Source organism: Bifidobacterium sp. H6bp9 (assembly GCF_032193695.1).
In the GTDB taxonomy this organism is placed as follows: Bacteria; Actinomycetota; Actinomycetes; order Actinomycetales; family Bifidobacteriaceae; genus Bombiscardovia; species Bombiscardovia kimbladii.
This window is the reverse complement of sequence record NZ_JASTZY010000001.1, coordinates 610,520-624,339: the sequence shown is the minus strand read 5'-3', so window position 1 is coordinate 624,339 and position 13,820 is coordinate 610,520. Positions and strand designations below refer to the sequence as shown.

The window sequence follows — 13,820 nt, the reverse complement described above, 5'->3', positions numbered from 1 at the left end:
GGGATAATCCCGGGTGCCGACCTTTCTGTATTACAGACTGTGCTCTATGGATTCAGTGCAGAGCGGCCGCCGGATCCTTGCCCTCTTGCATGGACTCCCACTGGCTGTCGACGATGACCTGGGGGCGTCGTGCCGCGACTGTCGGAAGTTGGTCCGTGTCGATCAGGGCGAGGTGTAGCCAGCGACGGCGCAGGTGCCGCAGCCGGTGTAGACGACGAATGTTGAGCATGGCCAGAATGGTGGACAGGGCCCCTGCTGCTGCCGCGATCATGGGGTTGAGCATCCAGCCAAGGAAAGGCTGGCAAATTCCGGTGGCAACGACCAGGGCGATGATGTTATAGACAGTGGACCAGATCAGGTTCTGCCTGATGACCTGGGTGGTGGCCCGGCTCAGTTCTATGGCCCTGCCGGTTCCGTCCAGGTCGTCCTGGTGCAGGATTAGATCCGGTTGCATCGGGTCTGTACCCTCCGCATCTGCTTGAAGTTGGGGACCCAGAGCGATGCTTACTCGGGCCTTGTCTGTCAGCTCATGATCAGCGGTTGTAGCAGCTGCCAAAGCCACTAGGCTTGTTCGGCCCCGTTCCCGGGTGGAGGTGGCGTTTTGACCAGTCCGATCCGCCGGAACCCCCCTGCTGGTCCGGGTCAGGTCGTGGTTGAGCCTATCCATGCACTCGCGTTTGCGCTCGGGGGTCAACTGGGTGATCAACATATCCACGCCCGCCTGACGGGCTGCACGCTCGATCCTGTCGTCCGGCTGGCGGCTCCCGTCCAGGATCAGGCTGCTTACCCGCAGGGCGCGTAGATGGGTGGCGGTTCGGGTCAGGGATTCCGTATGCACTCCTTGGCCCTCCGAGTCATCGGGATCCAGCAGAGAGGAGTCGTCCAGGATCAGGGTCCGCACCCGGCCCAGACGGTTCATGGCTCGTGGCGAGGTGAAGAGCAGTCCGTGGGACAGGCCCGTCTCCAGGCTGGTTCGGAAGGCCATGGGGATGGTCATGGCTGCGACGGCAGGGCAGGCGATGGTCAGTACGCAGACGGCATTGCCTACAGCGTGGGCCAGGTGGGGCTGCGGACCCAGCATGAGCCAGAGCATGAAGGCCCAGACTGCCAGGATCATGATCATGGCGATGGCTGTGTGGACGATCCGATCCATCCTGCGCATGTCGGGGGATCGCTCGACCAGGGCCTGGGGAATGATCTTTGCGAGCCTGGCTGCGTAGGTGTTGTCGCCGACGGCGTCAACGCGGATGGACAGTCGGCCCTCCAGAATTTTGCTGGAGGCCAGGATCCGGTCGCCAGGTCCGCATGGCCGGGGTCTGTCGCCGCCTGTCAGCTCGCTGTCGTCCACCAGGGCCGACCCTGATTCCACAACTCCGTCAGCAGCTGGCCGTTCACCTGTGCGTACCAGGAGCAGATCGCCTGGGCGGATCCGGTCGCGTGCAAGGATCTGGGCGGGGACTGTCTGCGGATGTTCTGGATCGGCTACCAGGCCTGAGGCTGGCCGTATCTCCGTCAGGTGGTTCAAGGAGGCCACCAAGGAGGCTTCCATTCTGGTGCCGATGACCCGAGCCAGCAAGAGGAGGGTGATGACCACGCCGATCAGATCGAAGTAGGGGGATCGGGAGCCCTCCGGCAGCTGGGATCCGGCCAGGCAGGTGACCAGGCTGTACAGGTAGGCCAGGCTTGTGGCCAGCATGGCCAGGAGGTCGGGGCTGCAGCGGTGCTCGGTCATGGCCTTCCAGCCGTCCGTGAGTATTCCACGGCCGCAGTAGAAGAAGACTGGGGTTATCAGAATAGCCTGCACCCAGGGGCTGGTCAGCCAAGAGGGTAGCAAATCGGGGCCGAAACGATCGAACAGATCCAGAACCAGGACGGGCGCGGTCAGCAGGGCGCTGACGATGGTCGGCCTGATCAGACGTTGACCGCGGGAGTCCAGATCGGCCCCCCACCTGCCCCAATCCTCGGGATCGCGCCAGGCACGGTTGGCTGGGGAACCCGTGCCTGCATCCTGGTCATGGACATGAGCCGACGGCATAAGGAAGTACCAGATGATCAGCCAGGTGACCGCACAGGCCACGACCAGATCGGCTATCGCCAGGAAGATATCGATACCCACGGATCTCCTTCGGTCTTGCTCCAACCCCTTGATATTCTCTATTCTGCCCGTCATCGGGGCCTGGCACTGGTCTCAAGGCCGATTCCTTGCGGAAAAAACGAATTTTCGAACTACCGTCGGCAGCCTGCCGGGCTGGGGGCCCTGGGGTCCAGCGTTGGGGGTTAACTAGAACATATGTTCGATTCTACGTCATCAGTGGTCATGGTGGTGCTTCTCCTGCTGATCGGTATGGTCCTGGGGGGGTTGGCCGGGTATGCGCTGGGTCGCACCCAGGGCCGCAGGGCCGTCGGCATGGGGTCTGATAGCCAGGTGGATGAGCTGCGCTCGCAGCTGGATCAGGCCCAGGACCGGCTCCATGGATCCGAGGCGGCGTTGGTGGAGGCGCGGACCAAGGTGGATGGCCTGAACCGAGAGCTTTCCTTCGTCAAATCCCAGCTGGCCCAGGCCCAGCAGGCCGAGCAGATCAGAATCGAGCAGGAGCGCCGCCGTGCCCAGGCGCAGGAGGAGGAGAAACGGCGCAGGCAGGCTCAGAATCTGGAGGAGCAGAGCAAGGTGCTCTCGGCCCTGGCTCCTGTACAGAAGAACCTGGACGCCCTCCAGCACAAGGTGGCCCAGATCGAGGAGGGCCGCAAGCAGGAGATGGGCTCCCTGGGACAGCAGCTGAAGAGTCTGGGCGAGCAGCAGGGGAGGCTGGACAAGGAGACCAGCTCCCTGGCTTCGGCCCTGCGCAACAACAAGGTGCGCGGCGCTTGGGGCGAGGCTCAGCTCAGGAATATCGTCGAGTCTGCAGGGCTCTTGGAGCATGTGGACTTTGACACCCAGGTGGTGGTCACCGCCTCGGATGGACGTGTTCTGCGTCCCGACATGGTGGTCCACCTGCCCGGCGGCAAGACCATTCCCATTGATGCCAAGGCCCCCTATTCCGACTACCAGCGGGCCTGCGAGATCCCCGACACCGCTTCGGATGACGAGCTGCGCCGCCGGGACGAACTGCTCAAGGCGCATGCCCGGGCCCTGCGAGAGCACGTCAAGACCCTGGCTGACAAGGAGTACTGGAACGCCTTCGAAACGGCCCCGGACTTCGTGGTGGCCTTCATCCCCAACGATTCCCTTCTGCAGGCCGCCCTGGAGGTGGATCCCACGCTGATGGACGACGCCTTTGCCCAAAAGGTGGCCCTGACCTCGCCGGTGACCCTCTGGGCTGTGCTCAAGTCGGTGGCCTACGCCTGGCAGCAGCAGAACCTGTCCGAGGACGCCCGCACCCTCTTCACGCTCACCCACGAGCTCTATGACCGCTTTGTGGTTCTGGGCGATCGTGCCAACAAATTGGGGCGCTCCATCACTGCCACGGTGACCGCCTACAACAAGTTCGCCTCCTCCTTGGAGTCGCGGGTTCTGGTCACTGCCCGCAAGCTGCAGCAGATGGATCCCTCCAAGGTCATCGATTCGGTCGACATGATCGATTCGGACAAGGGCAACATCAGGGAGCTGACTGCCCCCGAGGTTCTTTCCGACCAAGGGCAGTGAGTGCCGCTTAGGGGCCTCCGGCGCTAGTGTGATAAGCATGAACGAGGCAACGAAGAGACAAGAGGGCTCATCCTTCAGGCCCACCGGGTCGCCGGATCTGATTGGGCGCGAATCTGGAACGGACCTGCCTGAGCCGGTCGATCAGCTGCGCGAACTCCTGGCCCAGGAGATCGGCGGGCGTCCCTTCACCGAGCTCAGCGGGGTCACCTTCCACCACCGCGGGGCTGAACTGGCCGGGCATGTTCTTTTGGATACTTTGGAAGATGCGGGCTATTCAGTCGATGATTTCGATGCGGTCGGAGCCCTGACCGCCGCTGCCGTGCCGCTGGCCGATGCCATGCTCCATGCCGCAGCCTCACGCGGTCAGGATCTGGACGCTTTCGTCATGGACTTCGTCTACCCCTCCATCAAGGGCCCATCCATCGAGGGCAGGCGGGTCATCCTGTTGGATGCCTGGCTGGGCCGGAAATCCTACGTGCAGACTTCATCCCTGGTCACCCTGGACAAGAACAACGAGCTCAATCTTGACTGCGGGATCATCCAGCGTCAGGGTGCAAAGACATTGGCCATCGCATCTCTGGTGGGTGGCCGGACCGATGGCAGCATTCAGGTGGTCGATCCGGTGGACGGATCCCGGCAACGGCTGCCTTTCATTTGCGCCTATCAGGAGGATCAGTTCATCGGCGCGGCTGACGATTCCCCGGAGCGATCATGAGGGAGCCTGATCCGGTGACCCGAGCGGCCATGGCCTCAGATGAGCCGATCTTCCGCCAGGTGGGGGTCGGCCCCTGGCAGGAAGAGCATCCTGAGCAGCCCCTGCCGACGGACCCGCGCTATGACTGCGAACTGCTGGATCAAGGGGATCGCCGCAATGTCCTGGACCGGTACCGCTACTGGAAGGTAGAGGCCATCCGGGACGACTTGGATCGCCGGGGCCGTCATGAGTTCGAGGTGGCCGTGGAGAACTGGACCCATGATTTTAATATTGGCTCCATGGTCCGTACAGCCAATGCCTTCGCCGCCAGCCGCGTCCATATCGTCGGACCTCACAAATGGAACCGCAAGGGCTCGTTGATGACCGAGCTCTATCAGCACGTGGTCCACGATCCCGACATAGCAACCATGACGACTATCCTGCGAGAAGAAGCAGTCAGGCAGGGAGAGTCCATGCCCCGTATGATCGCCATCGACAACGTCCCCGGGGCCGTTCCCATGGAGACCTACCACTTTCCCCGTCGCTGCCTGCTCATGTTCGGCGCCGAGGGGCCAGGGCTGTCCGAGAAGGCCTTGGAGCTGGCGGACGATGTGGTTTACATCTCCCAGTTCGGATCGGTGCGCTCCATCAACGCCGGGGCTGCGGCTGCCGTAGCCATGCACTCATGGATCTGCCAGCATGCCGGGGTGGCGGGTCAATCAGGCCAGGGGCCTCTGCCATGATCGTTGTCGACTCGCTGACCAAGCGCTACGGCTCCCACAAGGTACTGAACCGTGTCTCTTTCACGGCCAGGGACGGTCGGGTGACTGGGCTTGTGGGGCCCAAAGGCGCTGGCAAGTCGACCACCCTGCGCATCGCTCTGGGGCTGGTTCGCCCTGATGCAGGCAAGGCCCTGTTCGATGGCCAGCCCTTCGTCCGGCTTTCATCGCCCATGCGGACAGCGGGAGCGGTACTGAATCCACGCAAGGCTCATTCTGCCTGCAAGGCCAGGGATCACCTGCTGGCCTTGGCTGCGGTCAATGGCATTGATCATCGTCGGGTGGACCAGGTGCTTGAGATGGTCGGTCTGCAATCGGTCGCCGACAGGCCGACGGGATCCCTTTCTCTGGGGATGAGTCAGCGGCTGGCCCTGGCCGTTGCCCTTCTGGGCGACCCGCACAACCTGGTTCTGGATGATTCCCTTGACGGTCTGGATCCGGAGGGAGCCGACCGGGTGAGGGGCATCTGCCGCAGCCTCGCCTCACAGGGCAAGGCAGTCCTCCTAAGCTCCCGTAAGATTGACAAGGTGGCTCAAATCGCTGACGATCTGGTCATCATCGCCAAGGGGCGGATCTTAGAGAGAACGACCGTGGCCCGGTTCATAGGCGAGCACTCCCGTGACTCCATTTATGCGGTGACGCCGCAGCCTGACCGATTAAAGGCCGCCCTGGCCACAGCTGCCGGAATCAGCATCACCCGTCTGCCCCCAGACAAGAACTGTCCTCCGGATGCCGCCCGCTTCCGCATCCAGGGTGCGCCTCTGGCTTCCACAGCCTCGATTCTGGCCCAGGAGGGTGTGGTGCTCTACGAGTTTCAGCAGGAGGAGGTTTCCCTGGAGCAGGCCTACAAGGACGTCATCCACGGCAGAAAGAATGCGCGGCAGAGTGATCCGGAGGCACGGCCATGAGTGCCGACAACGGTCGCCGAGCCCGTCGGAGCCGGCGAGAGGTACCCGCAGGAACTGATTACGCAACTCCACGGCATGGTTCCGACTTCACTCGGCTGCGTCGAACCTCGGGGCTGCCCTTCCTGGATTCGCGTCGTCCATCCGGTCAGTTGACCCTTTCCGGGGCGGTCCGAGGGGAGCTGCGCAAGATGTTCTCCCTGCAATCGACTTGGGTCCTGCTGCTAATCATCACGTTGCTGCAGCCGTTGAGCACCGGCCTGATGGCTCGTGCGACCAGGGTCTTGGCTGGCCTGGACCGGCAGATCGATGACTTCCCAGCCCATCTTTTGTCTGCTTCCAGTGACGTTTTCTGGGTGGCCGTTGCTTCCGGCCTGTTTCCGGCCATGATCATGGCGGGCATTCTGGGGGTTCTGGTCCTTACGCGCGAGTTTTCTGGCGACACCATTGAGAGCACGCTGACGGCCAACCCTCGTCGAGGCATGGTCCTGATGGCCAAGGGTCTTGCCTTGGCATTGCTGACTTGGCTGGCGGCACAGGTGGGCCTGCTGTTTGGCTGGATCCTGGCAACCCTGCTTCTGCCAGGCAAATCCGGCGCCTTGCCCGCCTGCAAGCCTGGGCTTGCGCTGATTGATCTGCTGGGCGGCCCGCTCATGCTGGTCCTCTTTGCCTTGATGGGCCTGGGTCTGGGAGCCTTGAGTCGATCCAAGGCCGGCGGGATCGGCCTGTTCTTGGGGCTGACTGTGGTCCTGCCGCTGATTCTGTGCCTTCTGAGGGGTTTAATCCCTCATGCCGGCTGGTTGCAGACCCTCTTCAGGCTGACCCCCGCCAGTCTGCTGGGCACCTTCCTCTCAGGTCTGGGCTGGGCGCCAGAAGCAGGCATCGGATGGTGGCCGACCTGGTGGCAGGCGGGCCTGATTCTGACGGTCTGGACAGCCCTGTGCTGTGCTCTGGGAACCCTGGTCTTCCGGCGTGCAGACATCGTTTGACCCTGTCTTCTGCGTGTCATAGAGCACCCATATGATAAGTGGTATGCCAACTTTTACACGTGAAGAGATCAAGCACTTGGGCGATCTGGCCCGAATCGCCTTGACCGATCAGGAGGCCGACCGCCTCAAGGGCGAGCTCAATGTGATCGCCGATTCCATCACCAAGGTCCAGGAGGTGGCCGGCGATGATGTGCCCCCCACTGCCAATCCCATTCCTCTGGAAGCCTACCTGCGCCCCGATGAGGCTGAAGAGCCGCTGACCCAGGAGGCTGCCCTTTCGGGGGCCCCGGTCACCGAGTCGGGCATGTTTGTGGCCCCGCGCATTCTGGGTGAGGAGTGAGACGATGAGCGCACAGGAAGAATTGGTCAAGCAATCCGCCTCCGACATGGCCGCGCAGCTGCGGTCTGGGCAGGTCTCCAGCCGTGAACTGGTTCAGGCTCATCTGGATGTGATCGAGGCTGCCGAGCCCAGCATTGATGCATTTCTGCAGGTCAGCGCCGATCGGGCCCTGGAGCAGGCCGATGCCTTCGACCAGCGTCTGGCTCGTGAAGGCGCCGAGGGGTTACCGGAGCTGGCTGGCGTTCCCATTGCCATCAAGGACATGATCGTCACCGAGGGCATCCCCACTACGGCCGCCTCCAGGATCCTTGAGGGGTGGGTGCCGCCTTACGATGCCACCGTCATCAAGAAGCTCAAGGCCGCGGGGATGCCCATTCTGGGCAAGACCAACCTGGATGAGTTCGCCCAGGGTTCCTCCACTGAGCACTCGGCCTTCAAGACCACACACAACCCCTGGGACACCGAGCGGGTCCCGGGTGGTTCAGGCGGCGGCTCGGCCTCGGCTGTCGGCGCCTTTGAGGCTCCGCTGGCCCTGGGCACCGACACCGGCGGATCCATCCGCCAGCCCGGATCCCTGACCGGCACCGTAGGTGTCAAACCCACCTATGGCGGGGTCTCCAGGTTCGGGGCCATCGCCATGGCCTCCTCCCTGGATCAGATCGGTCCTGTCTCGAGATCAGTGCTGGACGCGGCCCTGCTGCAGGAGGTCATCGGCGGCTATGACCGCCGAGACTCCACCTCCATTCCCAAGCCGGTTCCCCCTCTGGCACAGGCTGCTCGTCAGGGCCAGAAGCGCGATCTGAAGGGCCTCAAGGTTGGTCTGGTCAAGGAGCTGGGCGGCGAGGGCTATCAGCCCGGCGTCGAGGCCCGCTTCAACGAGGCCGTCTCGCTGCTGGAATCCATGGGCGCCGAGGTGGTCCAGGTCTCTTGCCCGCACTTCCCCTACGCGCTGGCCGCCTACTACATCATTATGCCTTCCGAGGTCTCCTCCAACCTGGCCCGTTACGACGGCATGCGCTACGGCCTGCGGGTCATGCCCCCCGAAGGCGTCCCCCAGACGGCTGCCAACATGATGGCTGCCACCCGTGAAGCCGGGTTCGGCGACGAGGTCAAGCGCAGGATCATCCTGGGCATCTACGCCCTGTCTGCTGGCTACTATGACGCCTGGTACGGCTCGGCCCAGAAGGTCCGCACCTTGGTCATCCGCGACTTTGAGAAGGCCTTCGAGCAGGCCGATGTCCTGGTCTCGCCCACGTCGCCGACCACGGCCTTCCGCTTTGGCGAGAAGATGGACGACCCGTTGGCCATGTACCTGAACGACGTGGCCACCATCCCGGCCAACCTGGCTGGCACTCCGGCCATGTCGATTCCTGCCGGGCTCAGCGACGACGGGCTGCCTGTCGGCTTCCAGTTCTTCGCCCCCCAGATGCGCGACGAGGTCATGTACCGGCCTGCCGCCGCTCTTGAGGCGGCCCTGGAGGAGCAGTGGGGCGGGCCCATCTCCAAGAAGCTGTCCACCCCCTGGCTGGATGGCCTGGCTCAGGATTCGACCAAGTAGGCATCGGAAGGAAACGGAATCATAATGGCTGAAAAACTGATGAAGTACGCCGATGCCGTGGCCAAGTACGACCCGGTGTTCGGCCTGGAGGTCCATGTCGAGCTCTGCACCAACACCAAGCTCTTCTGCCCGGCTCATATCGAGTTCGGCGGCGAGCCCAACACCCAGCTGACCCCGGTCTCCCTAGGCCTGCCTGGCAGCCTGCCGGTGGTCAACAAGACCGCCATCGACTATGCGGTCAAGCTGGGCCTGGCTCTGCACTGCAAGGTCAACGAGTGGAGCCAGTTCGCCAGGAAGAACTACTTCTACCCGGACATGCCCCGCGACTATCAGATCTCCCAGTATGACAAGCCCCTGAATGGCGAGGGTTATCTGGACGTGGAGCTGGACGACGGCAGCATTTTCCGTGTGCCCATCGAGCGGGCCCATGTGGAGGACGACGCCGGCAAGAATACCCACGTAGGCGGGGCAGACGGCCGCATCGAAGGCGCCGACCACTCCCTGGTGGACTACAACCGTGCCGGTGTCCCCCTGGTCGAGATCGTGACCAAGCCCATCGAGGGCGCCGGGGCACGTACCCCCGAGGTGGCCGGGGCCTACGTGAGGGCCATCAGAGACATTGTCCGGGCCCTGGGCATCTCCCACGCCCGGATGGAGCAGGGCAACATGCGGGCTGATGTCAACGTTTCCCTGCACGCCGGGCCGGACGCCCCTCTGGGAACCCGGTCGGAGACCAAGAATGTCAACACCTTCAAGGGCATCGAGAAGACGCTGACCTACGAGATCCGCCGTCAGGCCGCCCTGCTGGAGTCCGGCGGGGAGGTGCTGCAGGAGACCCGCCACTGGGATGAGTCCACGCAGACCACTGCCGGCGGCCGGGTCAAGACCGATGCCAATGATTACCGGTACTTCCCTGACCCTGACCTGGTCATGGTCCATGTGACCAAGGACCATATTGAAGAGCTCAAGGCCCAGATGCCTGAGATGCCGCGCGAACGCCGCGCCCGTCTCAAGAAGGAGTGGGACTTCACCGACCGGCAAATGCAGGATGCGGTCAACGCCGATGCCGTGGATCTGATCGAGGATACGGTCAAGGCCGGCGCCACGGCTGCCGGAGCCCGCAAGTGGTGGCTGGGCGAGATTTCGCGCGAAGCCAACGCCCGTGGGGTCAGTCTGCAGGAGCTGCCCATCTCGGCTCAGGATGTCGCTGAGGTGGAGCAGCTGATTGCTGACGGCAAGCTCAATGACAAGCTGGCCAAGCAGACCGTCTCCGGCGTGTTGGCAGGCGAGGGCAAGCCGGCCGAGGTCGTCAAGAAGCACGGTTACCAGGTGGTTTCGGATGACGGGGCTTTGGATGCAGCCGTCGATCAGGCCCTCAAGGACAACCCGGACATCGTGGCCAAGCTCAAGGGCGGCAATATGAAGCCCATGGGCGCTATTATCGGAGCGGTCATGCGGGCTACCAAAGGTCAGGCCGATGCCAAGGCAGTCAACAAGATCGTCATGGAGCGCATCGCTAAGTCCTGATCAGGCCCGGTCCGCCGGCCTGATTCCATCGGGCTCAGACCGGCGGACCTGCCCGGCTTCTCATGGTTTTCCCAGGGGCGAGGGATTACAATTGATTGCCATCGCAAGGTGGCGATCATGGAGGTGACGTGATGTCTATGAGCGGCAGGGGCAATGACCGACCGCAAACGCAAGCTGAGAGACCTGACGATGTGGCGAGCCGACAGCTGCCCGACCGAATCGAGATCCCCTATATCCGGGGCGAGATGTTGCACCTGCGTCCGGCGGTCATCGCCGATCTGACGGCAATGGATCAGCTGGAGGCCTTCTACAATTCCACCGGCATCACCGGTAAGGGACCTAACGCCGAACGAGCCGTCGTCAACGCCTGGGTGCGTAGGTCGGTGGCCTGGTCCAAGGGTCTGGCTGCCCGTGATTCTGGCGTGGGCGACCCCGAGTCCCGCCGCACCTTGGCCTGGGCCATGGTCACTGACGCGGACACCGACCAGGATGGCTCGCCCGATGCCGATGCCACCAAGGGAGTCATCGGCATGATCTTCCTGATCGACGTGGACGGCTGGTCGCGCTCAGCCAGGATCCAGGTGGTCCTGGGCAGGCACTTCCGCGGGCGCGGCTACTCCCGGGATGCCATGCCCAGAATCATGACCTACGGGTACGCTGCCGCTCCTACGGGTCTGGGCCTGCACCGGATCTGGGTGGCTGTGCCAGAGAAAAACACACGCTCCATCTCCGTCTACCAGTCACTGGGATTCATGATCTCGGGCACCTCCCGTGATGCGCTCTGGGACGCCGAGAACGGCAAGTACCAGGATCAGATCGTCATGGACGCCTTGGTTGACGAGTATGATCCCATTCGTTCTCTGAATGCTTTCGGCATGCATGTCATCCGTGAAAATCCTGGTGTGGCCGAAGCCCTTGTTGCACACGGATACGCAGCGGATGAGGATGGCGGCATAAGCGAAGCCAAGTTTAAAGAGTCCACCTCGGCATCTCAGGATTCGCGGACATCAAGCGAACAGATCAGTCTGGCCCCGAAGAGTGGTTTGCATTCAGGAAAATCTGCTGATGGCCATGCAGGACCCGATGGCAGGAATGATGAGAAGGCGGGCCCTGGTCAGACGGACGCTGAGGATGCGGGGGAGGAGTCCGGTTCCAAAGAGTCTGTTGCCGGGCAGTCCGACGAGGAGCATACGGCCTCGGATTGGGCCTATGGATCGGCTGAGGCCAAACGATCCAAACGCGCCTGGTGGCGTACGCTTGGCCATGGCCGTGATCGCGCGAATGGAGGTAGTCGATGAGTGCTGAGGATCTCGACAACTACGAGACCAACGCCGAACTGGCCTTGTACCGCGAGTACCGGGACGTGATCAAGCTGTTCACCTACGTAGTCGAGACCGAGCGGCGATTCTACCTGGCCAACAAGGTGGACTTCAACGTCCGGTCCGCGGGGCAGGACGTCTACTTCGATGTCCGGCTGACCGATGCCTGGGTCTGGGATGTCTACCGGTCCAGCCGGTTCGTCAAGAACGTCCGGATCGTCACCTTCAAGGATGTCAATGTGGAGGAAGTGCAGAAGACAGACATCGATATCCCCGATTCGTTGGGTTAAGCATCGCGCAAGGGCGAGCATCATCACGTTTGATCCACGCAATGGCGGGAATTCGTGTGGGAAGTCGATCGGAAACCTGGGTTTATGAAAGGCCCGGGTACAGTAATAATGATTTCATACGTTTTCAGGAGGATGGTATGGAGCACAAGCAGTCTGTAGTCGTCATCGGCGGTGGCCCCGCCGGCTTGACGGCAGCATGGGAGTTGGTCAAGGACGGCGGCGATAAACAATATGATGTCACCGTTTTGGAAGCTACTGAGCAATTCGGTGGTATTTCCCGCACAGTCCGGCACAACGGCAACCGCATGGACATCGGCGGCCACCGGTTCTTCTCCAAAGATGACCGGATCATGGACTGGTGGAAGGAGGTTCTGCCCCTGCAGGGCGCGCCCTCCTATGACGATAAAAAACTTGGTCGCCATCACGATCTGGAGCCCGGCGGCCCCGACCCGGAAAAGACCGACCGGGTCATGCTCAAGCGTCATCGCGTCTCCAGGATTTACTGGAACCACCACTTCTTCGACTATCCCATCTCCTTGACACTCAACACACTCAAAGCCATGGGTTTCAAGCTGACCATGCAGGCCGGGTTCAGCTATCTGAAGTCCGTCGTCCACAAGCTGCCAGAAGACAACCTGGAGAACTTCTACATCAACCGCTTCGGTCGCAAGCTCTACTCCATGTTCTTCGAGGGCTACACCGAAAAGCTCTGGGGCCGCCATCCCCGTGAGATCAGCGCTGACTGGGGTGCCCAGCGGGTCAAGGGGCTCAGCATCATGGGTGTGCTCAAGAATGCTGTCCAAAAGCTGCTGCCCAAGAAGCGCGATGCCCATCAGGTCGAGACCAGCCTGATCGAGGAGTTCTGGTACCCCAAGCTGGGTCCAGGCCAGCTCTGGGAGACCGTGGAGCGTCGCAACGTGGAGCACGGGGTCCATGTGATCACCGATGCCCGTGTGATCGGACTGACCCAGCATGATGGCCGCATGACCGGTGTGATCTACCGCAACGCTGATGGCAAGGAAGTGACTCTGCAAGCTGACCAGATCATCTCCTCCATGCCCATCAAGGACCTGGTCGAGGCCATCGCCCACGAGGAGCCCTCCACCGACAAGGAAATGGTCAGGGTGGCTCAGGGCCTGCCCTATCGCGACTTCGTGACCGTTGGCCTTTTGGTCCGCCACCTGCGCATCCGCAACACCACCTCCATCAAGACCTTGGGCGATCCGCCCATCGTTCCCGACTGCTGGATCTATGTGCAGGATCCTGGCTACAAGATGGGCCGCATCCAGATCTTCAACAACTGGAGCCCCTACATGGTCAAGAATGTGGATGGCACTGTCTGGATCGGTCTGGAGTACTTCTGCAAGGAGGGCGACGACTTCTGGAGCATGAGCGATCAGGAGACCACTGACTTCGCCATCAAGGAGCTGACCCGGATGGGCATCATCAACGGTCCTGCCGATGTGCTGGACTCGCACCGGGAGCGGGTGGTCAAAGCCTATCCGGCCTACTTCGACACTTACGCTCAGATGCCGGAGCTGGTCAAATGGCTGGACTCCTTCGGGAACCTTTACTGCGTGGGCCGCAACGGGCAGCACCACTACAACAACCAGGACCACTCCATGGCCACATCCATGCAGGCCGTGGCCAACATCAAATCGGGGCGTACCGACAAGACCAACGTCTGGAACGTCAACACCGAGAAGTCCTACCACGAGCAGAAGTAGACAGACCTCGGCTTTTGTTTTGCTTCAGGCCTCCGACCGCAGGGTCGGG

General features: G+C 62.2%; 12 protein-coding genes. 11 read left to right on the top strand and 1 reads right to left on the bottom strand.

What is annotated here, in order from left to right:
• Positions 1 to 52: 52 nt before the first annotated feature.
• Positions 53 to 2,116, bottom strand: a complete 2,064-nt coding sequence (locus QRX40_RS02605; protein ID WP_313836078.1) for a hypothetical protein — start codon at positions 2,114 to 2,116, stop codon at positions 53 to 55.
• Between the two features lie 174 nt (positions 2,117 to 2,290).
• Between QRX40_RS02605 and rmuC the strand changes: the two genes are divergently transcribed.
• The 11 genes from rmuC (at position 2,291) to QRX40_RS02550 (ending at position 13,771) form a co-directional block, all read left to right on the top strand.
• Positions 2,291 to 3,643, top strand: a complete 1,353-nt coding sequence (gene rmuC / locus QRX40_RS02600) for a DNA recombination protein RmuC (protein ID WP_313836077.1) — start codon at positions 2,291 to 2,293, stop codon at positions 3,641 to 3,643.
• A gap of 37 nt (positions 3,644 to 3,680) precedes the next feature.
• On the top strand, positions 3,681 to 4,358 hold the full coding sequence (locus QRX40_RS02595) for an orotate phosphoribosyltransferase (protein WP_313836076.1): 678 nt from the start codon (positions 3,681 to 3,683) through the stop codon (positions 4,356 to 4,358).
• Positions 4,355 to 5,080 (top strand): TrmH family RNA methyltransferase, encoded by a 726-nt coding sequence (locus QRX40_RS02590; RefSeq protein WP_313836074.1) that lies wholly within the window; start codon positions 4,355 to 4,357, stop codon positions 5,078 to 5,080. The genes QRX40_RS02595 and QRX40_RS02590 overlap by 4 nt, the downstream gene beginning before the upstream one ends.
• On the top strand, positions 5,077 to 6,024 hold the full coding sequence (locus QRX40_RS02585) for an ATP-binding cassette domain-containing protein (protein ID WP_313836073.1): 948 nt from the start codon (positions 5,077 to 5,079) through the stop codon (positions 6,022 to 6,024). Before QRX40_RS02590 ends, QRX40_RS02585 begins: the two co-directional genes overlap by 4 nt.
• Positions 6,021 to 7,010, top strand: coding sequence for an ABC transporter permease subunit (locus tag QRX40_RS02580; protein WP_313836071.1), 990 nt, complete (start codon positions 6,021 to 6,023; stop codon positions 7,008 to 7,010). The genes QRX40_RS02585 and QRX40_RS02580 overlap by 4 nt, the downstream gene beginning before the upstream one ends.
• A 43-nt stretch (positions 7,011 to 7,053) precedes the next feature.
• Positions 7,054 to 7,350 (top strand): Asp-tRNA(Asn)/Glu-tRNA(Gln) amidotransferase subunit GatC, encoded by a 297-nt coding sequence (gatC, locus tag QRX40_RS02575; RefSeq protein ID WP_015022515.1) that lies wholly within the window; start codon positions 7,054 to 7,056, stop codon positions 7,348 to 7,350.
• Between the two features lie 4 nt (positions 7,351 to 7,354).
• Entirely contained in the window at positions 7,355 to 8,908 is a 1,554-nt protein-coding gene (gene gatA, locus QRX40_RS02570) for an Asp-tRNA(Asn)/Glu-tRNA(Gln) amidotransferase subunit GatA (protein WP_045924910.1), read from the top strand.
• Between the two features lie 24 nt (positions 8,909 to 8,932).
• On the top strand, positions 8,933 to 10,435 hold the full coding sequence (gene gatB, locus QRX40_RS02565) for an Asp-tRNA(Asn)/Glu-tRNA(Gln) amidotransferase subunit GatB (protein ID WP_313836065.1): 1,503 nt from the start codon (positions 8,933 to 8,935) through the stop codon (positions 10,433 to 10,435).
• Positions 10,436 to 10,680: 245 nt separating this feature from the next.
• Positions 10,681 to 11,733: a GNAT family N-acetyltransferase gene (locus tag QRX40_RS02560; protein WP_313836367.1), complete on the top strand. Its 1,053-nt coding sequence runs from the start codon at positions 10,681 to 10,683 to the stop codon at positions 11,731 to 11,733.
• Entirely contained in the window at positions 11,730 to 12,044 is a 315-nt protein-coding gene (locus QRX40_RS02555) for a DUF2469 domain-containing protein (RefSeq protein ID WP_015022511.1), read from the top strand. The genes QRX40_RS02560 and QRX40_RS02555 overlap by 4 nt, the downstream gene beginning before the upstream one ends.
• A gap of 137 nt (positions 12,045 to 12,181) precedes the next feature.
• Positions 12,182 to 13,771 carry an NAD(P)/FAD-dependent oxidoreductase gene (locus QRX40_RS02550; protein WP_313836064.1) on the top strand — a complete coding sequence of 530 codons (1,590 nt, stop codon included), beginning with the start codon at positions 12,182 to 12,184 and terminating at the stop codon, positions 13,769 to 13,771.
• Positions 13,772 to 13,820 lie beyond the last annotated feature (49 nt).